The sequence below is a fragment of the Pseudomonas sp. GM30 genome, assembly GCF_000282275.2.
GTDB lineage: Bacteria > Pseudomonadota > Gammaproteobacteria > Pseudomonadales > Pseudomonadaceae > Aquipseudomonas.
Map to the genome: position 1 here is coordinate 95,271 of NZ_AKJP02000022.1, position 23,927 is coordinate 119,197.

Genomic DNA, 23,927 nt, shown 5'->3' on the forward strand with positions numbered 1-23,927 from the left:
GTCAGTTGTTGATGTGTTGTCTGACACAGCGCTATCGCGAGCAGGCTCACTCCTACAGTTGACCGAGGTGTTCTCCGGGTTAGCGGGCAGCCACGGCCTGGGTTGTGGCATCGGTGAAGTCGAAGACCTTGCCGCCCTGCGCCGCCGCGAACTGCTGTGCCTGGCCCTTGAGCAGGAACGCACTCAAGCGGCCCTTGGCGTCGCTGGCGAACCACGCTTGATCGGCGAGCAATTTGATCCCGCTGTCACTGGCCTGGGCATACACCGCGCGGATGTTTTTGCCTTCCTGCTTCAGCGCGGCCAGCGCGGTGAACGCCGACTCCGCTGAGGCGTACTGACGCACCTTGTCTTCACCGCGCACCCAGATTTCGGCGAGATGGCTAACGTCGGTGATCGCTTTGCCGGTCGCCGCATCCACGGCTTTCAACGGCGTTTGCGCGTAGTTGCCCAGCTGCGCGCTGTAGTCCAGGTTCGACGCCTTGAAAGCGGCGCGGATGTACTGATCGTCGATGAAGGTGTTGAGGTCGAGGCCGCGATCGGCCTTCTTCAGCAGTTTCAGGGTGTCGATCGCGGTGCCCACGGCCTGACGGTACTCCGGCTTCCAGCTCAGGTCGCGGGTCTGCACGCCGAGCGGGCCGTGGAACAGGTAGTTGACCTCGGCATCGACGCCGGTGACTTTGGCGATCAGCTCGCTGTACTTCTCAGGCTCGGCGGCCAACAACTGGTTGGCCTCGATGCTCGCCCGCAGGTAAGCGACGACGATTTCCGGGTATTGCTTCGCGTAGGCCTGATCCACCAGCGCACCGTGGAAGGTCGGCGCGTTGGCCTGGGCGCCGTCGTAGATCTTGCGGGCGAAACCACGACTGGGGAACAGCTCGGCGAACGGCACGAAATCGGCGTGGGCGTCGATCTTGCCGGCCTGTAACGCGGAGCCGGCGACCTCCGGTGGCTGAGCGATGATGTTGACGTCTTTCAGTGGGTCCCAGCCCTGCTCCGCCACCGCGCGCAGCAACATGCCGTGGGCGGTCGAAGCGAATGGCACCGAGATGGTTTTGCCCTTGAGCTCACTCAGCGCCTGCACCCCGGACGCGCTCGGCACCACGATGCCGTTGCCGCTGCCCTTGATGCTGCCCGACAACACGCTGATGAACAGGCTGTGCTTGCCGGCGGTTTCGAACGCCACCCCGTTGAACGCTCCGGGGAAATCGGCCATGGCGCCGAAGTCGAGTTTGCCGGCGACCATCTCGTTGGTCAGCGGCGCACCGCTGGTGAAGTTTTTCCACTGCACGTCGTATTTCGCGTCTTTGTAGGCGCCGTCGTGCGGCAGGTATTTGTCGAGCAGACCGAGTTCACGAATCAACAGACCGCCAGCGGCGCAGTTGATGGTGGTGTCCTGGGTGCCGATGGCGATGCGGATGGTTTCGGCCGAGGCCGACAGGGTCAATGAAGCCAGTACCAGACCGGCGAGTGCTGCACGCAACATGGTGTGTTTCCCCTCGAATCATTTATTGGATGTTCGTCTCCGCCGCGATCAGGGCGCGGTGGGAAACGAGGGGTTTCGATGAATCCAGCGTCCGGGGTTTCCGGATGGCTTTGGGTTGTCTGGGCGGGCCTCTTCGCGAGCAAGCTCGCTCCCACAGGGTTTTGGCGTACTCAATTTGTGCAGTAACTCGATCCATTGTGGGAGCGAGCTTGCTCGCGAAAGCGGTTTGTCAGGTGTCGATGTGCTGGCTGGATTACCGCATTCGCGAGCAGGCCCGCTCCCACAGTGGATCGGGTTTCACCGCAGTAAATAAGGGATGTCGACTTTGACGGCGCCGGTCGGGCAATCCTTCTCGCAGGGCATGCAGTACCAGCATTCATCGAACGCCATGTAGGCCTTTTGGGTGGCCGGGTTGATCGCCAGCAGGTCCATCGGGCAGACGTCGACGCACACGGTGCAGCCCTTTTCGGCGATGCATTTGTCCTCGTCCACGGTGACCGGGGCGTTGGAGCGGAAGAAGATTTCCTGGGCTTGATAGGCCATGGTTCGGATTCTCTTTTTTGTGGTGTATCAAGCGGCAAATGCGCCGACCCGCAAACGGTCATAGGCCTGCATTTCTTCGGCATCGAGCGGGATGATGTACGGCTCGACGGGCTTCTTGAAACTGGTCATGCGGCCGTCCTCGCCCTTCTTCAGATGGCAGTGGCAGAACCACTCACTGTCGTTACGCTGCGGGTGATCGACGCGGTAGTGGTACAGGCCCCAACGACTCTCGGCGCGGAACAGCGAGGCGCGCGCGGCCATTTCCGCGCAGTCGCGGATCACGCTGGTTTCCATGGCGCGCATCAGTTCGTGGGCGTTGTTGGCTTTCATCTGCTCGAGGTCGCGCTCGATGTCGCTGAAGCGCTGCAAGCCGATCTGCATTTTCTTGGTCACTTTCGGCGGTTGCAGGTAGTCGTTGACGAAGCGCCGCAGCTTGTACTCGACCTGCGCCGGCGGCAGACCGTGTTCACGATCCAGTGGCGCGTAGACCCGCGCTTTCTCTGTTTCGATCTGCGCGGCATCCAGCGCCGAGAACTCGCGCCCGGCGACAAAATCCGCCGCGTTGTGCCCGGCGAACCAGCCGTAGGTGAACGCGCCGAGCATGTAGTTGTGCGGCACCGCAGCCATGTCACCCGCCGAATACAAGCCTTTCACCGAGGTCTCGGCCCGCTCGTTGACCCACACCCCGGACGCCGAATGGCCGCTGCAGAAGCCGATCTCCGAGATGTGCATCTCGACCATCTGCGTGCGGTAATCGGTGCCGCGATTGGCGTGAAACTGACCACGACTCGGGCGCTCGTTGCTGTGCAGGATTTCCTCGATGTTCTGAATGGTTTCCTCGGCCAGGTGATCGAGCTTGAGGAACACCGGGCCGTTGCCGCTTTCCAGCTCCTGGTGGAACTCCCACATCATCTGCCCGCTCCAGTAGTCGCACTCGATGAAGCGTTCGCCCTTGTTGTTGGCGGTGTAGCCGCCCAAGGGGCCTGTGACATACGCGCAGGCCGGGCCGTTGTAATCCTTGATCAACGGGTTGATCTGGAAGCATTCGAGGTTCGCCAGCTCGGCCCCGGCGTGATAGGCCATGGCGTAACCGTCGCCGGCGTTGGTCGGGTTTTCGTAGGTGCCCATCAGGTAACCGGAGGACGGCAGACCGAGGCGACCGGCCGCGCCGCAGGCAAGGATCACCGCTTTGGCCTTGATCACATGGAAGTCGGCGGTACGGCAATCGAAGCCCATCACGCCGTTGACCGCGCCTTCCGCGTCGGTGAGCAAGCGGGTGCAAACGAGGCGATTGGTGATGCTCACCCGTGCGCGTTTCAACTGGCGGTAAAGGACTTTCTTGATGTCGTGCCCTTCCGGCATCGGCAGCACGTAGGCGCCCATGTGGTGGACTTTTTTCACCGCGTAATCGCCGGTCTCGTCCTTCTCGAACTTCACGCCCCAGCGATCCAGTTGCTCGATGGTCTCGAAGCTGTGGGTGGCATAGGCATACACCGCCGCCTGATTGACGATGCCGTCGTTGGCAATGGTGATTTCCTTGGTGTACTGCTCCGGCGTCGAGTGGCCGGGGATGATCGCGTTGTTCAGGCCGTCCATGCCCATGCTGATCGCGCCGCTGCGCTTGACGTTGGCCTTGTCCACCAGCAGCACGCGCAAGTCGCGGTTCTTCTCTTTGGCCTTGATCGCCGCCATCGGCCCGGCGGTGCCGCCGCCGATCACGACGATGTCGTATTCCTGTTCCAAGGTGTTGCGCGTCATGCCTGCTCCCCTTTTTGCCGGTCGATCCGCAGGCGGTACTGGAACGCATCGCCACGGTAGTAAAGGTGTTCGAAGTCCAGCGGCTGGCCGTTGGCGTCGTGGGTCAGACGCTCGATGCGCATGATCGGCGATCCGGCCTCGACGTTCAGCGCCTGGGTCAAATCGCTGTCGGCCAGCACTGCGTCAATCGCCAGGTCGGCGTGGCCGAGGGCGATGCCGCAGTCGTTTTCCAGAATCAGGAAGATGTCGCGGGTGACCAGATCCGCCTTCTCCAGCCGTTCGCCAACGGCTTTGGGCAGGTAGGTGATTTCCAGCGAAATCGGTTCGCGGTTGATCAACCGGACGCGTTTGATCTGCGCCACGGTCTCGCCTTCGGCGACTTGCAGGCGCTCGGCGACTCGTTTGTCGGCAGGGATGAATTTGAAGCTGCGCAGGCGGTTGATCACCTCGTAGCCGCGCCCGGTCATGGACTCGGCGAGGCCTTGCAGGCTGCTGACGTTTTGAAAGGTTTTCGGTTTGGCGACAAAGGTGCCCTTGCCGTGGATCTTGAAGATCAACCCTTCTTTCTGCAGATCACCCAGCGCCTGGCGCACGGTGATGCGGCTGACTTTGAACAGCGTGCCGAGTTCGCTTTCGGACGGCATCTGGCTGTCTTGCGGGTATTCACCATCGAGAATGCGTGCGCGCAGGACATCGCGCAGTTGGGTGTGCAGCGGGACGCTACTGAGGGACAGGACGTTATCGGTCATCAGGGATCACTTGTTATAACGAGTTATGACGTGATCTTAGAGACGTTATGACAAGCTTGAGAAATATTGTTTGGGTATAACCTTAGAGCTGGAGCAGTTCCTGAGGGCTCCCGTCTCCTGTGGCGAGGGAGCTCGCTCCCGCTCGGCTGCGCAGCAGTCGTAAACCCGGCTGAGGTGATTTACCTGGAATACCTCGTTGCCAGTATTTGGGGCCGCTGCGCGACCCAGCGGGAGCAAGCTCCCTCGCCACAGGGTTGGTTTTAAGATGTAAATCAATGGCGTTTAAGGATCTGATCCATCACCCAATCGGTCTTGACCGCTTGTTCGGCGACGGCCGGATGCTGCGAATCACCACGGATATGCGCATTCATGCCCAGCACGTGATGCCACTGAATGTGCTCGTGATGGGGGATTTCCAGGCTGATCTGTTCATCCGTATGCAGCTCGACTGGATGCTCATCGAATACCGAAAAACCGATGCGCCCCTGACTGCCGATGATCTCCACCCGGTCCTCACGCCGATCCGCAACAAAGCTCCAGCAACCCATGCCCAGCGCTCCAGAGGCGAACCGCCAACTGGCGCTGACCGCATCTTCCGCCGCATACAACCCGGCCTGCCGCGCGGTGAAACCGGCGACTTCAGCGATGTCGCCGAGCAGGTACTGGAACAGGTCAAAACCATGGCTGGCCAGATCGGCAAAGTAGCCGCCGCCGGCCACGCTCGGGTCGGTTCGCCAGTTGGCGCTGCCGTGCAGATCCGCCGCCGACGGTGCCTTGGTCAGCGTCCAGCTCAGGTGCCGCACCTCACCGATGCGGCCCTGCGCCAGCCATTGCCGCACCTGGGCAAAGCGCGGCAACGAACGGCGGTAGTAGGAAACGAAAAGGTGCAGACCGGCGTCGGCAAACGCCTGCTGCATCTCGCGGCTTTGTCCGGCGTTGAGCGCCATCGGTTTCTCGACGCAGCAATGCTTGCCGGCGGCGGCGACTTTCAGGCTATAGGCGTGGTGGCTGTCGGGGGGCGTTGCAATGTACACCGCGTCCACCTCGGGATCGTTGATCAGCGCATCGACATCGGTGTAGACCCGGGCGATGCCGTGGCGTGCGGCGTAATCGCTCACCGCTTCAAGGCGCCGGCCCATCACCGCCACCAGCGCCGAACCGGGCGCCTTATAGAAGGCCGGCCCGCTCTTGCGCTCGGCGACACTGCCGCAACCGATCATGCCCCAACGCACCACGTCCATGTCTAACTCCATTTGTTCGAGAAACTCAGCCGATGCGCAACGCGCGCAGATCGAGGTGGCCGTCCTTGATGGGCGGGCACCAGTAGTAGCCGCCGGTGATCGGCCGGCTGATGCGATACAGACCATCAGTGATGCCGTCTTCCAGACCGCTCATGCGCCGCAATTGGGCTTCGAAGGCGTCCAGCGAAACACCGAAGGCGAGGAACATCAGACCGGCGCGATCACCGTCGATCCAAGGCATCGAACGCCGCACGACGAAGGCTTCAGGGGCGAAACTTTCCTGGGCGGTGCGTTTGACGTGGGCGGAGACGGGCGCGTCGTCGATCTCTTCGTTGTCGCTGAGGCGACGGCCCATGATGTTGTCCTTGTCTTCGGCAGACAGCTTATGGAAACCCTTGAGGTCGTGCTGCCACTGCTGGATCGCGGCGAAGCTGCCGCCAACCAGACCTTCGGCGCCCTCGCCCAGCAACGCGGCGGCAATCGCGGCTTCATCGTGCGGATTCTCGGTGCCGTCTTCGTAGCCGGTCAGATCATGGCCGTCCTTGTGGCGGAAGGCTTCCTGCATGTCTACCAAGCGCAGCGCCGGGGCCAGCGCGGCTTCGAAAGCGTGGCTGCGATTGAGCAATTCGCCACGATCGACACCGTGCAGCCAGACCCACAGTGCGTGCTGGGTCGACGGGTTTTCCACGCCGACGCCGCTCATGGCCGGAAAGCTGCGCAGACCGTCGATTTGCACGTTCAGGGCTTTGGTCAGGGATTCACCGAAACCGATCACAGCCGACTTGCCGTCCACCAGATTCATCAGGTTGTCGATCGCCTGCGGCAGTGCTTCAACCGACGCAAGGGCAAAAAACAGGTGACGTGCTTGCGCAGGAACAGGGGTGGCGAGAATGCCCGGCTGGTAGTAACTCATGTGAACTCCTTGGGAAAGTGCGCGGGAGTTTACCTGTGGCCGGAGGGTTTGTGGGGTTGAAATACTGGTGAGTGGCGCACGGAAGCCTGTGGCGAGGGAGCTTGCTCCCGCTCGGGGGCGAAGCACCCGCGAACCCCGCCGGCAAGGTGTGTCTGGAGGAATGGCGTGGCAGGTTTTGGGTCTGCTGCGCAGTCCGGCGGGAGCAAGCTCCCTCGCCACAGGGAACGATGTCTAAGCGGTGCTTGCATCCTGGCGCCACGCACTCGGGCTCATCCCGGTCCAGCGCTTGAACGCCCGGCGGAAACTGCGTACATCGCTGTAGCCGACCTCTTCGGTAATCCGCTCGATGGGCATGTCCGGATTGGCCAGCAGACTCATGGTCCGCGCCTGACGCACCTGCTCCAGCAGTGCCTCGAAGGTCAGCGCATGCTCGGTCAAACGGCGGCGCAAGGTGCGGCTGCTCATGTTCAGGTCGCCGGCGATTTTTTCGATATGGCTGCCCCGGCTCAAATCTCGGGCAATTGCCCGTTCCACCGCCTGAATCAGATCGAGTTTCTGGTGTACCTGCGCCGCTTCCAGCTCCAGCAAGGCCACCGCCTGACGCAGCGCCAGCGAATGATGGTTGGGCAGATTGACGTCCAGCCATTGCGCATCGATCAGCATGCGGTTGTGCAGGCAGCCGAAGCGTACGTCCGGCCCGAGCAGGCGGTGGTATTCGCTCAGGTAATCCGGCGCGGCGTGCACGAACTCCACGGCAATCGCCTTGAAGTCATTGCCCGCCAAGGCCCGGCCATACACCAGCAGGCTGGCGAAAAATTCTTCGACGGCGAACACCTGGACATCGGCGAACGGCAAGCGGCACTCGGCGTTCAACTGCACCTGATCGCCGACCACATCGACGCTAGACACCACGATTCCGCCGGAGGTGTGCTGGTGGCGGATGCCGAGGGCGAAGGCATCGCGCAAGGTCTTGCACAGCGACAGCACATGGCCGAGCAGCCCCAGCGTCCCCAACACATTCTGCGCCCCGACCCACAACCCCAGCCCCTGATTGGGCAGCACTTTGAGCGCGCGCTGAATCATCGCCACGGCCTGGCGGTAGGAGATCCGCTGCGCCGGATCCTGCAGATCTTCGAGGGTGAAACCCAGGCCACGGCACAGGCTTTCGGGGTCGATGCCTTTGTTCTGCACGACTTCGGCGAGGGTTTGCAGAAGGAACGGCGAGACCAGCGCCAATTCGAAAGTGGGGTCTTGGACTTTTACGTTCATGGGGGCTGACATTCCGGATCACGCTTGATTGTTATTTTTGTAACCGGTTATGTCGAACGACGTTAGCACAGGGTTGGCCGACTGTCCGCAGAAGTCCCCCTAACTGTCCGCCAATACCCTGCCCCGGCGGGCGCCAAGCGCTTATTTCTATAGTGCCGGACGTTCTGCGTACCGGCGCCACGTCCCACCACAATAATAATGAGGACAGCCATGAGCCCGAACCGCGCCACTTTCCCCTTGCGTCTGGCACTGACCTTGCTCGGTTGCACCGCGTCCCTGCCAGCCCTGGCCACCGAAGCCGGCGTCGACAACATCGGCCCCGGCACCGACGGGTTCTTCATGCTGCCGCTGGAGGTCGACAGCCTTCCGGAGAACATGGTCGCGTTCAACCTCTACTACAACCATTACAAGTCGACCAAGCTCAACATCAGTTCGTTGGGCGGCAAAGTGCCGAATGTCGAAATCGAATCCACGGCGGTCATTCCGCGCATCGATTACCTGAGCCCGGTGCGGGTGTTCGGCGGACGCCTGGCCGGCTACATCGCCCAGCCCTGGCTGAAGCAGGAAGTCTCGGTATTCGGCCTCAGCGATACCCGCGAAGGCATGGGCGACACCACCATCGCGCCGATCATCCTGTGGGACATGGGCAAGAACCTGACCCTCGGCGCCGCGCTGGAAGTCACCGTGCCCACCGGCGAATACAGCGTCGATCGGCTGGCCAACACCAGCAACAATTTCTACACCTACAAACCGCTGTTCTCCTTCACCTGGCTACCCACCGACAAGACCGAAGTGTCGATGAAGACCACTTACAGCTTCAACGAGAAGAACAAGGACACCGACTACAAGTCCGGGCAGATCTTCCACTTCGATTATTCGGCCAGCTACAAGATCACCGACGATGTGATGTTCGGTATCAACGGCTACTACCTCAAGCAGACCACCGACGACAAACAGTACGGCCACACTGTGCAGTTCGCCGGGCAGGATGTGGATGACGGCGTGCGCGGCAAGGTCTTCGCGATTGGCCCGGCGCTGCACCTGACCTTCCTCAAATACGCCAGTGCGGAGATTCGCTGGGCCAAGGAATTTGACGTGGAGAACCGGCCAGAGGGGGAAATGTTGTGGGCGAAGGTGAGTATTCCGTATGCGTTCTGAGTGCATTTGTAGGAAGGTGCGCGCGGATTTGTAGGCTTGAAACCTGAAAAACAGAGTGGAGGAATAGGCCTACAACGGCGGTCGAGATTGCCGGACGACGGAGGGAAACGTCCGGCAGATTCCAAAGGGGCGCTTGCAGATACTGGGCTTCGTTATCCCATGGTTCTTCGAGAGCTTATGGGCTACATCGTCTGCCAGTGACGACAATGGGCCATTCCCCCTTAAACTGCTGAGATTGATCACGGAGATCACTATGAGCTTATTACTTTCCCCGTTTTACTCTGACTTCGAATCCGAAGAAGAGGCAGAGAGCTACGATCGCTGGTTTCGTGCCAAGGTACAGGAGGCACTCGATGACCCCAGCCCTGGCATTCCCCATGATGAAGCTATGGCAATGCTCCACCAGATGCTGGAAGAGAAGCGCAGGAAGCGCCGCGCTGCTGCTTGAATGGAGCAATCAAGCTCTGAACGATCTGGCTGACATTATCGATTACGTTGAACAATACAACTCCAACGCTTCAGTGGCTCTACAGCACAAGGTTGGTGCAGCAACGCAAAGGCTTTCATCAGTCCCCTATGGTTACCGGGCCGGTCGAGTGCCAGGCACTCGGGAAATGGTGGTCAATCCGAACTATCTGCTGGTCTATCGAGTGAACGGGCGCATCAAAATACTGACGTTAGTCCACACCCGACGACAATACCCACGAACCTCATCAACATAAAAAAAGGGCGGCCAAAAGGCCGCCCGAAGCGTACTACACGAGAGTCCTTTACAACGTCAGTTGCCCACGCTCCTCCTCGGTCAACTGCTGCTTGGCCTGTTCATCCAACGCCCCTGCCCCCAACACCTGCACCGGGCTGTTCGGGTTGTATCCGCTGGCCGGCGCACGACTGGCACCATCACGGCTCGGCGCCAGTTGTTCGTTGCCGAAGCTCAGCACCTGCACGGTGAACACCGACGCCTGGTTCTGCCGCGCCGCTGCTTGCTGCTGACGGGCCACGTCTTCAGCGGCCTGGGTGGCTGAAGAGGCCGCAGAGCTTGCCGAGGTGATCGCCCCGGTGTTCACCGACGCCACCACCGGTACGCCGCTGGTTTTACCCTGCACGGCGATGTTGGCGGCGTTGACCACGGTCAGCGCGGCAATGTTCACGTTGCCCGAGACACGAATCCCCGCCTCGCCCGCATCGATGGTGCCCAGCGGCGCAATCAGGTCGATGTCGCCCGGCGCCACTTCGGCGATGGGGTTGAGGGTGGCGATACCGGCACCGGTGCTCGGCACCGAAGGCGACAGGGTCACGTTGCCCCAAGTGTCGTACACGCGTTTCGGCGGGGTGTAGACCACAGTGGTTTTCGAGCCGCGACCGGCGTTGATGTCGCCCTCGGCCGACCAGCCGAGGATCGAGCCGCCGAAGGTGGTCATGATCCGGCTCTGCCCCAGCAGAATGCTGCCCTGCGAGTAGAGCTGAATGTTGCCCGAACCCTGCGTAATGATCCCCGCCGTGGACGGTGGCGCCGCGCCTTCGATGCCGAACACCTGACCGCCGCCCGGCGTGAGCATCTGGATATCGCCGCCGAACAGCGTCTTGACCCCGGCACCACCGTAGAGCGTGATGTCGCCGTCGTAGCGGAGCGGATTGCCGGCCACATCGGTGGTCGGGAACAGTGCGGCGATGGCATTGCGACCACGCAGATAGCTGCCTTGACGCGGGCCATCGACGTCGTTGTACTCCAGGCCGCCCGCACGCAGTTCGGCGAAGTACACCTGGCGGGCAAAGATCGCCTGCTCGGCACTTGGCAGCGCGGCATAGAACGCCTGTGCCTGCTCTGCGTTGCCGCTGAAGCCGTAGCCGAGGGTCAGCCAGCTCTGCAACTCGTCGAGGTAGGTCTTGACCACTTTGCCCGGCTGGCTGTTGAGAGAGGCATTCGGATCAGCAAGGTTTTGCGGACTCAGGTAACGGGCGATGAACCTTGTGTAATCCGGCCCCTGCGCGCCCACGCCCGCCTGCAATACCACGCTGGCGCCAGGCCGCAAATCCCCAGCCACTATCGAGCCGAGGCTGGTGATGCTGGCACGGTTTTCCATCAGGATGTTGCGCCCGGCATTGATGTCCAGCGTGCCAGGTCCGGCGATATCGAAGCTGCTGTAGAGAATGTCGCGGCCCGCCGACACCCGGGATATATCTCGCGGGTCATTGTGGACGAACAGGTTGCCAGTGGAAAAAATGTTCTCCTTGCCGCTACTCATTTCCACTGTCGGCACCGCCGCAGGCTGCCCCAGGGTAGTGCCGGAAGCAACGATGTCGCGTCCGGCGATCATCCACACAGGCCCCGCCGCTTCGTACCAGGTGCGTCCGGAAGTGGAAAAGCTCAACGTTTCGCCACTGCGAATGCCCACCAGATCCCCCGTCAGCGCATAGAATCGAGCCGGCCCCTGTACGTCGTTCAATCCCGAGTAGCTGTTGGGACCAAAGGCAAACAGCGGATATCGCACGTTGCCCTCAGGTGCCACACCATCGTCGCTGTAGTTGGTGCGCACCGGCTTGCTGGTGTTGCTGTTGGTGGTATACGTGTTGAACGCCGGGTTGAGCGGCGTGGTAATGGCCATCGGGCTGGCTCCCGACTGGTTGATCGCATAGCCACCGGCGTAGATAGAGTCACCTGCCAACAGTTCAAGCTGTCCCGACTTCGACGGTGCCAGGAGCAGTGAGTAACCTTGCAGCGGGTAGATATCCACGCCAGTGAACGTCGCGGACGGCCCTGCATAGATGGACCCCTGCCCCGCCACCGCGCGCAGAATCGACGGGTAGACAAACCGGCCATCGGTAGGCGAGGTATTGCGTCCCGTGATCAGGCCGTTGCTGGTACTGAACTCGGATATCTGTGTGCCCGGCGTCAAGTTCCCGCCAGCCGAGAACAGATCGATTGCGGTGTGATCCGTCCACAATGAGAAGCCACTCAGGGTGCCGCCCTGCTGAACGCTTGCGTCGGCCGCCATGATCGGGCTGGCGTTCATCAGACTGACTCGCCCAGGATCCGCTGCACCGCCCAACACCAGATCACCGCGGCTGCTCAGGCTCATGCCCGTGTCACCCGGAATCAGTACCACGCCTCCGGAAGCGCTACCGGTGGTCGAGGTAAACGGATCAAGTGCCCGGGTTTCCCGAAGATCATTGACCACGGTGCCGGCGCCGTACTGCAGGTTGATGCCACCCAGTGCTCCACCCGTCATTTGTGCCGCACCGCGCAGGTTGATCAGCGCACCTTGCAGATCATGGACCGGTTTGCCGATACCGGTTTCTCCGGCCCGCGCTTGCAGCGACGGGTTGAGCGTGCCGCCAATACGAATATCCATGTCACCACCACCGGTCATCTGCACGCTGCCATCGCTGGCGACTCGACCGGTGCTGCCGACTGCGACGATCAGCCCCTGCCCGCGCGGATAGTGAACGGCATCGCCCATCGGTTTGAGCATGCCGGCATCACCACCAGTCCGCAGGCTGATATTGCCCCCGCCCAAGGTGCCGAAACCGGTGAACCCCACCAGGTACGGTTCAGTATTAATCACACGATCCGAGATCATTTGGGTGGCGTAACTGCCGAAGTTGATCCACCACGCCGTGGGTACATCCGGGCTACCCGTGCCTTGGCGCCACAGCCAGTTACCCACTGCCACACTGGCCATCTGCTCGCGGAACCCAGCCGCTTCCGATTGCGCTTTCGTGCCCACCGAGTCACCCGACACCGACCCGCCGGCATTGATTGTCAGGTTGCCCCCCATCTGCGGATACCAGGCTTGATAGAGGCTGTCGCTGCCGCCGTTGACCCACTTTTCATAATCGGCGCCGGCGGTGCCCAACACCGAGTTATTGTCCGAGAGATGCCCGCGTTTCTGGTTATACAACGGGTCGACATTCGATGACTGTGTACCGGCGGTGTACACGCCGAAAGGCGAATCCATGCTCAGGTTGCCGGCAGCCATCAGATCGAGATCGCCAGTACCGGTGCGCAGGACACTGAACATCTGCGTATGAGCTTTAGCGGTTTTTCCGGGATTGTTGCCGATGCACAGCTCTGGCTGCAGATCACAAATGAATTGAGCCTCCTCGGGAACCGGCTCGTAATCCGGGCCCGCTCCACTGCCTGGCGCCCAGACCCAGCGAGCCATGGGGGCACAATCGCTCGGTTCGATAGTGCAAGCAACCAGAGCGTCATCGGGGACGGGTTCAAACTCGGGGAAGCCATATTGGTTACCCGCCGCCCAGACCATTCGCCCGGGCGATGTCGTCACCTTCACACCGTAATGAGTATCGGCCAGCCGCAGATCACCCTCGCGGGTCACCGGTTTCACGACACGGCTGTCGGCTGAATCAATATCCGCACCCGCTACCACGCGCATCGACCACGACGCACTGCCAGATGGCAGCATGCTCGCCACCGCCCAGTTCTTGCCTTGCTGGTCACCCGTGAACGGACGCAGTTCAATCAGCGAAGTGCCATCGGCAAGCTTTACATCCGTCATCGAAGGAATCAGCGAACCGCGCAGCAAGGCCAGCGAGCTGCTCAGTTTCACACCGGAAACCGTTAAAAGATCGAGGTCGAAAACGCCTGGCAGCGGCACGCCCCTGGGCCAGGTCATGGCCTGCAGGCTCGTCGCCTTGTTCAGGCGGATACCGGCACCCAGGCGAGTGTTCGCCGGCAACGTCACACTTTCGCTGAGCAACGTTCCCGCTGCATACAACAGATTTCCGTTGGCATCATGGATAGCCCCCGCCAGCACAGTGCCGGCGCTGAACGTGTACGCCTCGCCCAGTTCCGCCTGGGTCGGCAGCAACGTGCCACTGGCCAGTCTCGCGCCCTGAATCGTCACGTCGTAATTGAGCGTCGCGCCCACCGGAAACTGCGTGCCCTCGGCCAGCGTCACTCCGCTGCCCGGCACGATCAGATCGCCACCGAACGGCTGTACACCGGCAATCAGTTTCCACCCGGCGTCATCCTGGGTTTCCGTTGGCGGCGCGAAGCCGTCATTGATGCTGCCGTAAATATCGAGGTTGCCACCGGCACGAATCACCAGGCTGCCCGCTTCGCCGGAACCATATACGGAGGGGTTCAGCTGCGTGTGCGGATTGAGACTGGCGTAGCGGTAACCGGACAAATCCAGATCGCCCTCCACCACCAGATCACCGTCAGCCGTCTTGCTGGCGATCTCCACACCAGGTCGCAAGTGGAACGCATCGGCATACGTGGCGTTATTCAACCCGGCGAGTTTGCGTTGCAGCAGATCGTTGTTGCCCAGTGCGGCGTTGATAAAGTTGCTGCTGTCGCCGTGAATGCGCTCGAGCATGGCCTGATCAATCACCTGATACGGCCGACCACTGACTGCCTGATCGACACCCTCGCGGGCATCGGTGTAGCGGCGCAAACCGTTGAGGGCGATGGACCGCGCACCCTGAATGGTCAACACACCGCTGGCGTCGATGGCGATGTCATTGCTGCCCAGACGCGGCGCGTTCAGCTCCAGTGTGCCGCGCAGCATTCCATCGTGTTGCCCGGCGAGGAAACCGGGCACGGCATCAGTGCCGTGGCGCAGGTCGATACGCGCGCCGCTGCCCAACGTGAGCAAACCATCGCCGGAATTCAGTTCGACCGTGGCGCGGTTCGGCGCATCGATGATCTCGCCATAGCTGTCGACCCGCAGCACGCGACCATGGGCATCGAGTACGCTGTTGCCCGCCAGGGTCAGGCCATTTTTCGCCGACAGACGAATGCTGCCGACTCGTTCGCCGCTGGCATCGATCAGACCGGTCGCCGTCAGGCTGCCATTGTCCACCGAGACATTGATGTCGCCGGCCTTGAGACCGTCGCCGATCACCAGATTGCCTTGCTTGAGCTGCAGGCTGCGGCTGCCGTAAACCTGCCCGGCATTCAAGCGCTGGTTGAGCGCGGCAAACTGCTCAGAGGCGTTACCACCCAGGCGCTGCGCGCGAATGTCCACGCCACCGGCCTTGTACGGCACCAACGTGCCGCCGGCGTCGTAGTAACCGCTGCTGCCGCCGACAATCTCGCCTTGCAGATCGACCATCCCGGCCGCATCGGCCAGCGCGACGACGCTGAGGTTACCGGCCTGATTGTTGTTCGCCGACAGGTCGATCCGCGAGCCCGCAGCCTGACGGATATTGCCGTTGGCGCTGTACAGCGATACGTCGCCGCCCCAGCTGTATTTGCTGACATCGTTGAACGGCAAGGTACGTCCGGCCATGTCCAGCACGGCACCAGTGCCCAGCGTCAAATCGCCCTCGGACTTGACGGTCAGCTTGCCGCTGGCCAAGGCGATACGGCTGTCCAGCACGATATCGCGGGCTTCAAGATTCAACTCCGCACCCAAGGCATTGGCCACCCCGGCAGCCCCGGCGCCGCTGAGCGTCAAGTTGTTACCGACCTTGAGCAGATTGACCGAAGCCGCCTCACCGGTGAGCACCGGCGTGCGCAGATTCAGATTGCCGCCGCTGTAGCTGTAACCCTTGAGCGGATCGTAGGCGCCCTGTTCCTGATACACCGCCAGGCTGCCTTTGTGATTGGCGGTGATGCGCTCGCTGGCGCTGAGGTTGACGTTGGCAAAACCCAGCGCCAGACGATTGTTCTGATCCAGACCGCTGGCCTGAGGCATCGGGCCGTAACCCAGCTCGATCCGCTGGGCCTGAATATCCAGCGTGCCACTGCCGGTGCCCGCGCCGCCCGTGATGACTGCGCCCGGGCTCTGGGTAGCGCCGTTCCAGATCAGGTTGGCAGTACGAATGCTCGCCACATCGTTGGCATCGCCCAGACCGTAGATCGCCGGGGTGACCAGCACCAGGTTCTGCAGTTTGCTCTGGCCGGTCTGTGGATCGATCGTGTCGAGGCTCACGCTGCCGAAGAAATTGAAGGCGTCGCGAGTGGTCAGGCTCAGGGTTTCCAGAGCCGGCGCGGCAAACTGCGTATCACCGCGCAGCAAGCGGTCGAGTACGTTCTGGTTCAGCGTCAGGCCGGCGGGCACGCGGCTGCCCGCCGCTGCAAGTGCTTCGGCGCTGCCGGCATTGACCGAGCCGACCGACAGTGCCAGATGACGGGTGCCGAAACGCACCGCTTCACCGAGTTCGAACTGGTTATCCGTAGCGGCCGTGATACTGCCGTTCGAATACAGCAGGGCCGGATTGTTGCACGCACTCGCTGCGCAAGTGCCGATCCGGATGCTGCCCGCGCCGCTGATGCCGCTGGCCGCTTCCGGCGCCAGCACATTGGTCCAGCCGTTGGAAACGACCAACAGGCTGGAACCTTTCGGCTCATAAACGTAACCGGCCAGCGAGTCGTAGGCGACGTTGCCACGCCCCAGCGTATTGATCCCGCCTCCCGCCTCGACCGTGATGCCGCCAAGCGTTGACGTGGTACGCAGCAAAACCTGCGGCGCAGACAGAATCGCCCCTTCACGCAAGACAATACTTTCACTCGCGCCCAGGAAGCCGATGATGTTAGCGGTCGTGTTGTACAAGACATTCGGCATCGCACCGATGGTCAGCCGCCCCGCGTTGAGGCTGTTGAGCGTGTCGGCGTACAGCGACACACCGTTGAAACCCGGTGTCGATGCACGGCCCGCACCCAGTATCTCGAAGCTGCTCCCGGCGTTGCCGCCACGTACCACCGCTGTGCCGGCCATGCCGCCCTCGGCAGCCTCGAACAGCGTGCGCCCGTTGAACTGCAAAGCGATGTCTTGCTTGCCGCCGGAGGCCAGGCGCAGATCCAGTGTCTTGCCGTCCATGGGTGCCAGCGCACGCGGCACACCGCGCCGGGCGGCGTCGCTCTGGATGAATTGAGAGAAACCGGTTTCGTTGTACTGCGAGTAACGACGCAACACATCGGCTGACGTGAGAATCAACTGACTGGCCAGGCTGTCACGCAGGCCGGTATTGGCAATCGACATCTGCCCGCTGCTGGTCCATGAACCATTGCGCAGTGGCAACACCCCCGTTGTCACGCCGGGTGCTGCCTGACCGTTTACCTCAACCCGGAACGCACCAGGCATCAGGGCAAACGTTGACGGCAACAGTGTGTAAGTACCCGCCGCCAACCCCGGCACACCGGCGCCAATAGTGATCTGCTGGCCAATGCGCGGATCGCCCGCACCCGCTTCGGCCAGCATCGGCGCGTAGCTGCTCTGGTTGCCGGGCACGATGGCATACACCGGGTTGCTCGCCAGCCCCGGCAGGCTGAAGGTGCCGTCAGTCGCAGTGCGCACCAGCGGGTTGAAACGTGCATCGGTGGAACCCCCGCGACCGGACACGAAACCGGCGCCACGCAGATCGCCACCGCCGGACAGGTCGATGACCGCACCGCTTTGCACATCGGCGAACTGCGTGCCGATCGACACGCCTGATGTTTCGCCGGAGATGCCGTCGAGCACCACGGATTTGCCGTTATAGCGATAGTCGATACCGTCCGTGGTGCCACCGTATGGCATGACCAGGCCGGCACCGCTGACCGAAGTCAGACTGCCCGGCAGAAGACGAACCTCGTGAGTGGTGCTGAGCAAATCGTCACCCAATACGATCTTGCCCAGCGGTGCACGCAAGACACCGCCCTGTTCGATGTACGCGGCGGAAAAAATCAGCTTTCCGAATGCCGAGTACGGCACCGCAGTCGGTGCCGCGCCGTGGCCGCTGATCCGCAAGGTGTGTTCGGAAACCGGGACGGCGCCCTGATAACCGGCACGCACCTCAGCCTGAATGCCGGTGGCGGGATAGATCTGCGCCGCACCGAGGTTCAAGTCGCCCGGCGTCCACAGCCTGGTTTTCTCCGCACCATCATTCGGCGCGAGGAAGCGCAGGTCGCCGCTGCTGTCGAGGCTCACCAGACCGAAAGCCCGACGGCTGTATTCAACGGCCGGCGCCTGCCGTTGCAGGATCGAACCCTGAGTCCCGAAGGACAGGCCATTGCCCACGTCCAACAAATTCGCGGAGGCATTGAATGTTGCGTCGGACAATCGGGCCGTCGGGCCAGGGAGCAACCGTGGGCGCATCATGTTGAAGCCGGCGAAGTAGGTGCCCACCCCTGACAGACGCAGGTATGGAGCACTCAAATCAACCCGTGCCGAGCCTTTGGAATTCTCGGCGAGAGACAGAGCTGCGGCGAAGAGACTGAGGCTCTGATTCATGCGCAGATTGACGTCACCGTCAAACGACAACAGACCGTTGCTCAGCAGGCTGAGATTGTCGAAACCGCCCGTCATCAAGCCATCGGCACTCAGACGGGCTAGACCGTAACGCAAGCCATCGGCGCCTTCGCCGGGTTGCAGGTTCGCGGGCAGCAGCTCGTTTTCTGCCGCTTGGCCAATGATCATTTCCCTCGGCGAGCGCACCGCGTTGCTCGCCGAATCGGAATACAACGGCGTCTCCAGCGCCAGTTCCAGACGACCACCGGCCGCCCCGACGCCACCCGCCGCCGCACGCAAGTTGCCTTCAACGAAAAGACCGTTATAGGAACTCAAACTGATGCGCCCGCCGTCCGTTGCGATACGCGTCGGGCCTTGACCGGCGATATCCAGAACGGCCTCGGTGCCCGAGGCATCCAGCCGCGCGCCCGGACGCACAATCACGTAGGCATCGGCAGCCGTGGCGGTGGCCAGTTTCGCATCGATCTCGCCGCCGAGGATGATGCTGCCGCCCTTGCCGACCTGCCCGTAAGTGCGGCCCAGAGTGTCGGTCGCCGTATTGGCACGCCCGGCGACATCCAGCACGGCCTGCTCGCCGATCCAGATCGAGCGGTCATGTGCGTTCGGATCCGCCGTTTGAATCGAGGTGGCCGGCTGGATCGAGCCGAATTGTTGCTGACGAATATCGATCGTGCCGCCCCAGGCATTCAGTTCACCGTCGACAGTGATCTGCCCGGCACCGCGCAGCTTGATGCTCTGTCCCGGGTCGACGCTGATGCGCGAGCCACGGCCCAGGGTCAGCGGGCTGTTGGCCGCGTCGATCAGCCCGACCAGCGTCGCGCCACCTTGCAGGGTCAGGCTGGCACCGGCACGTTGGGTCAGCACGCCCTTGGTCGGGTTTTCCTGGAACAGCGTCGGTGTCCACAGTTCCAGCGCCGTTCGCGGATCGACGCCACTGACCTGATTGGGTGCCGCATCACCGAAACGGTACACCGGCAGGGTCACATCAATCGCGGCGCCTTCGGCAACGTCGAGCCCGCTGAGACCGATCAGGTTATAGGCGGAGAACCCCTTGCTGAACAGGTCGGTGGACAGTTGCAGGGTGTTGTCTGCCAGGGCTTTATCCGTCTGGCCGACGAGAATCCTGTTGGCCTGCACCGTCAAGGTGCCACCGCCCGTGACGCCGTAACCGCGCAGTTCGCCATCGAGGTTCAGATGCGATGTGCCCGGCGCGGAAATAGCGCTCGACTCCAGCGTCAGATCACCACCCTTGCCACCTCGGGTCTTGCCATTGGCGAGTACCGCGCCACCGGAAGAAACGTCGAGCAGGCTGCCGGCAGCGACGTCGATATCACCGCTGCTGCGGATCGATATCAAGCCACCGTTCAGATACGCGAGGCTGGCGTTATCGTCCGGGTTGGTGCGCAGGTTGCTCCACAGCCCTCGGGTGTCGAGATGCACGCCCTTGGCGATGCGGGTTTGCGTGGTTTTTTCGGCTTTGGCCGCCAGGCGCGTGTCGGTGTTTGCACCACCATTGAACTGATTGAGTACGTTGCCCAGACGCAGGCTGCCACCGCGAGCGGTCAGGTCGGCGCCGACCTGCACATCCGGGGCGTACAGGGTGATGTCGCCACCGCTATCGACCGTAAGCGCACCGTCAACGGCGATCTGATCCTTGGCCGAAACCTTGAGCGCACCGAGGCGGAATCCGTTGAGCTGATCGTTATCGAGATACAGCTTGCCCTTGCGGGCATCGGACACCACGCCGGTCAAGTCCGGATCGTTGCCAGCGACCGGACGCGTGCCGCCGATCTGCACCTGATCGAGCAATGGATCGAGGGTGTAGAGCAGGCCATTCGACGCCGCGACGAAGGTCGGGTCATAACTGCCGACGATCAATTGCGCCCGCCGGGCCAGCGCGGTCTGGCTCTGCTCATAGCCATCGAGCACCGGTTTCGGCGCCTGATTCTGCCGCTCGCCCTGGTACACCTCGCCGATCATTTGCCCGTCAAGTACGGCGTTGGCCGTGGCGATCACCAGTTGCCCGGCGTCGCGGCCCACGGTGTAACCCGACTCGAAACGCGAGCGCGGGGCAATCAGCGGGCTGTAGTAATAACGGGTCTGGCCCCAGCGCTCGCTGCTGTCTTCATAGCCTTTGTACAGGCCGGTATAGAGCAGGTCTCCCGGCGCGCGCGACACTTCATACAACTTGCCGTCGGCGCCACGCAGCCAGCTCTGGCGAATCTCGCCGCTCTGCACATCCAGGGTGCCGCCGGACAGGTTGATCAACGAACCTTTTTCCGTGACCACGTCGTTGCCGGCAAAACTCACCGTGCCGCCCTGAGCCATCCATTCGCCGACGCTGTGCCCTTGGGTGCCGAGATAACCGCCGACTTCGAGCAAACCGCCCGCCGTGTACCAGCGATCCGTGGCGTAGCCGTTGGTGCCGGCCGGCACATACACCAGATCGCGCACATCGACCCAGATGTCATTGCTGTTGAGCGCGCCTTTCTCGCGGTTGACCGAAGCATCCCGCTGCTCGTTACCCTGCACGTTGATCTTGATGCTGTTGTTTTCCATCGCCACTTTGACGCCGAGGGCACCGGACACATCGATCATCGCGCCGTCGCGCACCAGGCTGCGGCGTTGTGCATTGACCGCGACCTGGCCGCCGGTGGCCAGGGTGATCGAGCCGTTCTGGAACTCGACACTGCCGCCGCTCTGAATCTCGATACGCGACTGGTCGCCACGGATCCGGTTATTGGCCGTGACGCCCGTCAGCGCGGCCTGATGCTGGCTGTCGAGGGCGGTCAGGTCGCTGCTGTCGAGCATGATGGCCGTGGCACTGCCCTGCCCCAGCGTGACGTTGCCGGTGCTGTCGGTGCTCGGGTTGGTCAGGTGAATCGTGCCCCGCGTCGCCACTGACGTGCTGGCGAGCAATACGCCGTTTTGCACCACCTCATGACCGGTCAGGGTGATGTCGCCGGTGGCGGACTGGATCAAGCCGTTGTTGGTGACATTGCCCGCCACGGCACCGGCCTTGAAACCGGGGATGACTTCGCTGCCGAAGGTGGTGGACAGCGCATTGCCCTCGGTGCCCGAGCCCTTGCGGATATAGAAACGGTCACCGGCGGCGAGCACGGTCTGGCCCTTGGCGGTGCTGATGCTGCCGTCATTCTGCACTTCATTGCCGAGCAGCAAGGCATAACCACCGGCAGCGGTAGACGATGCCGGCTTGTGGGTGTCGATGGAGGCACCGCGTTCCACCAGCACCTTGCCGACGGCATCGGTGAAGGTCGGCTGAGTGCCGGTGCTGTCGAAATACAGACCCCGATCGCGGAACTGGATATCGGTGATATTCGCCGCTGCCGCCACCAGGTTGCGCACGTTGACCTGGCTGCTGCCGCTAAACACGATGCCGTTGCGGTTGATCAGCATCACCGTGCCGTTGCCCTTGATCTGGCCCTGTATCTGGCTGGCCCGGGCATTCGGATCGTTGACCCGGTTGAGCACCGCCCAGTTCGACTGCTGGGCGAAATCGACCGTGGTGTTGCGACCGACGTTGAAGGTTTCCCAGTTGAGAATGGCCTTGTCGGCGGTCTGCTCGATTGTCACTGTGGTTTTGCCATCGACCTGGGTCTGCTGCGGGCCCTTCGCGTTCTGCCAGCCTTGAGTCAGGTTGTTGTCGACCTTCAAGCCACCCTCGCCCAGACCGTCCGGCACGAACTGCACCGTGCCCAACGCAGCAGCGCGCCCGGCCGCCTGCGCCGCCTGTTGTGCGGCAATCGCGGCAACCGTGTTGTTCAGGGTCTGAATCGAGCGTTGCAACTGCGCATTGGCCTTCTGCTGCTGGGCCAGCGGTGGTGTCATGCCCGGCAAGCCACCCACGCTCGGACGTGCCGCCGCAGCCTGTTGCGCCGCACCCTTGGCGGCAAACCAGCTCGAACTGAACGCCGTCTGCGCCTGCGCACTGCCCGCCACCAGACACAACGCCACCGCGTGCGCCAATGGCTTGAGCAGCCACAGCGCCGGCTCCACGGCATCACGCTGGAAGGACTGAACGTGGGTACGACGACGGGATGGGCGAGCGAGCATCACTACGAGATCCTTTTTTGATTGCCACATATGGCCGCAGGCCTGCAAAAACCTGCTGTTACGACATAGGCCGTTGGCGAGGGGCGCGACCGAACGGATGTCACACAAACTTCATGTTCGGCGTGTATTCGAGCCAAAAAAAATGACGGCAACCCGAAGGTTGCCGTCATCGCTGTTACGACCGCGCGAGCTTACAAAGGACGACCGATAGCGTTGCAGACGCTGGCGTTGTTGATGTCCAGGTTGTTGCCCGAGGTGTTGGTGATGAAGTTGGCGGTTACAGCGGTTTTCCAGGCGTTAGGCACAGCGACGAACTTGTGGGCCTGAGTCGCAGTGTTGTTGCCCGGGTTGCTGTAGTGCTGAGTCAGGAAGGCTTTGACGGCTGCGGCCACGGTTGCATCCTTGTAGCACTGACCGAAGATGAAGTTGGTGTAGGCAGCCAGTTTGTAGCCCGAAGCCGGGTTAGCCACCACTGGCGACCAGTTGGCAGGGTTTGCAGCCTGGGCCGGGGTCGAAGGAGCCGACACCGACGACAGTGCCAGGGTGACGTTGAGCGAAGTTGGCTGAACACCGTTGACGCGAGCAACGACAGCGTTGCTGGTAGCGTCGACACCGTCCGGACCGACATAACCGATCGAACCGTCAACCGCGTTCACGGCAGTGGCGACATCGGCAGTGTTGGCAACGCCGACCCAGTTCGACGGCAGGGCCGAACCGGCTGGCAGACGCGCGTTGGTGAAGGTCGAGTTGGTGGCGAACTGAGTCGGGCAGACCGAGTTCAAGTGACGGCTGAGGATTTCCGAAGTGCCGCTGGAAACGTTGCGGTAAACGACGCGAATCGGCGTGGTGTCGGCGGTGCCGAGCAGTTGGCCCCACGTGGTTTTGGCACCGGAGAAAGCGTCACACAGCTGAGCGCTGGTCAGGTTCAGAGCGGTCTGGCCGGCTTTTTTGTACGGGATGGCAACCGAAGTGGCCACCGAAGGCAGTTGAATCAGCGGACCGTACGAAGCGCCGTAGGTGGTGTTGTAGGTGTTGATTTCCGAAGCGCTGAGGATCGAATCGCTACCGGCGAAATGCACGGTGCCGGTGGTGCTGAAGCCGGCCGGGTTGTTGGTCAGGAAAGCAATCTTGCCGGCACCGCTGCCCACGGCGGCGTAGCTGAAGTTGGCTGGCAGGATGCTGTCGGCCGAACCTTTGTACAGAGCGGCTGGCAGAGTGGCGCCACCACCGGTAACGGCCATGGCTTGAGCGGAAGCCAGAGCGGCGACGGTCAGGGAAGCGGCGATCAGAGTGCGCTTGAACATGAAGAATCTCCTTTTCAACGATGGGTGTGAACACAGGTTTTCAGGGGTCTTGCATGACACTGGGAAGACTCACCGCTGACCTTCGCAAGCGGGGTCCGTGGTTAAGTCGCACTGAGAAATTCGCAGTTTCCGGTGACAGATAAAGGAAAAAACCTCGGGAGCTGCGCGGGGTTTTTCAGCGGGTTTTCTCGGGTGTTTGCGGGGGATGGCGAGGGGGCTGGATCGAAGGTTTGGC

General features: G+C 62.1%; 12 protein-coding genes. 3 read left to right on the forward strand and 9 right to left on the reverse strand.

All coding sequences use genetic code 11. The features are described 5' to 3' along the window. Positions 1–79 precede the first annotated feature (79 nt). The 7 genes from PMI25_RS13790 to PMI25_RS13820 all read right to left on the reverse strand — a co-directional run bounded on the left by PMI25_RS13790 (position 80) and on the right by PMI25_RS13820 (position 7,956). Complete coding sequence (locus PMI25_RS13790) at positions 80–1,483, reverse strand: ABC transporter substrate-binding protein (protein WP_007968664.1); 1,404 nt, start codon at positions 1,481–1,483, stop codon at positions 80–82. A gap of 297 nt (positions 1,484–1,780) precedes the next feature. Beyond that, complete coding sequence (locus tag PMI25_RS13795) at positions 1,781–2,026, reverse strand: 4Fe-4S dicluster domain-containing protein (RefSeq protein WP_003225615.1); 246 nt, start codon at positions 2,024–2,026, stop codon at positions 1,781–1,783. 27 nt (positions 2,027–2,053) lie between these two features. Then, positions 2,054–3,784: a fumarate reductase/succinate dehydrogenase flavoprotein subunit gene (locus tag PMI25_RS13800; RefSeq protein WP_007968662.1), complete on the reverse strand. Its 1,731-nt coding sequence runs from the start codon at positions 3,782–3,784 to the stop codon at positions 2,054–2,056. After that, positions 3,781–4,533, reverse strand: coding sequence for a GntR family transcriptional regulator (locus PMI25_RS13805; protein WP_007968661.1), 753 nt, complete (start codon positions 4,531–4,533; stop codon positions 3,781–3,783). The genes PMI25_RS13800 and PMI25_RS13805 overlap by 4 nt, the downstream gene beginning before the upstream one ends. Before the next feature lie 272 nt (positions 4,534–4,805). Then, positions 4,806–5,774 (reverse strand): Gfo/Idh/MocA family protein, encoded by a 969-nt coding sequence (locus PMI25_RS13810; RefSeq protein ID WP_007968658.1) that lies wholly within the window; start codon positions 5,772–5,774, stop codon positions 4,806–4,808. Positions 5,775–5,799: 25 nt separating this feature from the next. Then, entirely contained in the window at positions 5,800–6,687 is an 888-nt protein-coding gene (locus PMI25_RS13815) for a Dyp-type peroxidase (RefSeq protein WP_007968656.1), read from the reverse strand. Positions 6,688–6,918: 231 nt separating this feature from the next. Then, positions 6,919–7,956, reverse strand: a complete 1,038-nt coding sequence (locus PMI25_RS13820; protein WP_007968653.1) for an AraC family transcriptional regulator — start codon at positions 7,954–7,956, stop codon at positions 6,919–6,921. Between the two features lie 210 nt (positions 7,957–8,166). Between PMI25_RS13820 and PMI25_RS13825 the strand changes: the two genes are divergently transcribed. From PMI25_RS13825 to PMI25_RS28130, 3 genes are all read left to right on the forward strand, one after another. After that, complete coding sequence (locus PMI25_RS13825) at positions 8,167–9,114, forward strand: SphA family protein (RefSeq protein WP_007968651.1); 948 nt, start codon at positions 8,167–8,169, stop codon at positions 9,112–9,114. A 253-nt stretch (positions 9,115–9,367) separates the two neighbouring features. Next, the gene (gene relB / locus PMI25_RS13830) at positions 9,368–9,562 is read left to right on the forward strand and encodes a type II toxin-antitoxin system RelB family antitoxin (RefSeq protein ID WP_007968649.1); all 195 of its coding nucleotides are present in this window, start codon (positions 9,368–9,370) and stop codon (positions 9,560–9,562) included. Continuing rightward, a complete protein-coding gene (locus tag PMI25_RS28130; RefSeq protein ID WP_150113635.1) occupies positions 9,495–9,836 on the forward strand; it encodes a type II toxin-antitoxin system RelE/ParE family toxin in 342 nt (113 codons plus the stop codon). The genes relB and PMI25_RS28130 overlap by 68 nt, the downstream gene beginning before the upstream one ends. 48 nt (positions 9,837–9,884) lie before the next feature. Here PMI25_RS28130 and PMI25_RS13835 read toward each other — a convergent pair whose 3' ends face one another. Next, positions 9,885–22,388, reverse strand: coding sequence for a filamentous hemagglutinin family protein (locus tag PMI25_RS13835; protein WP_024164462.1), 12,504 nt, complete (start codon positions 22,386–22,388; stop codon positions 9,885–9,887). A gap of 191 nt (positions 22,389–22,579) precedes the next feature. Next, positions 22,580–23,692: a substrate-binding domain-containing protein gene (locus PMI25_RS13840; protein ID WP_007961843.1), complete on the reverse strand. Its 1,113-nt coding sequence runs from the start codon at positions 23,690–23,692 to the stop codon at positions 22,580–22,582. Between the last annotated feature and the right edge of the window lie 235 nt (positions 23,693–23,927).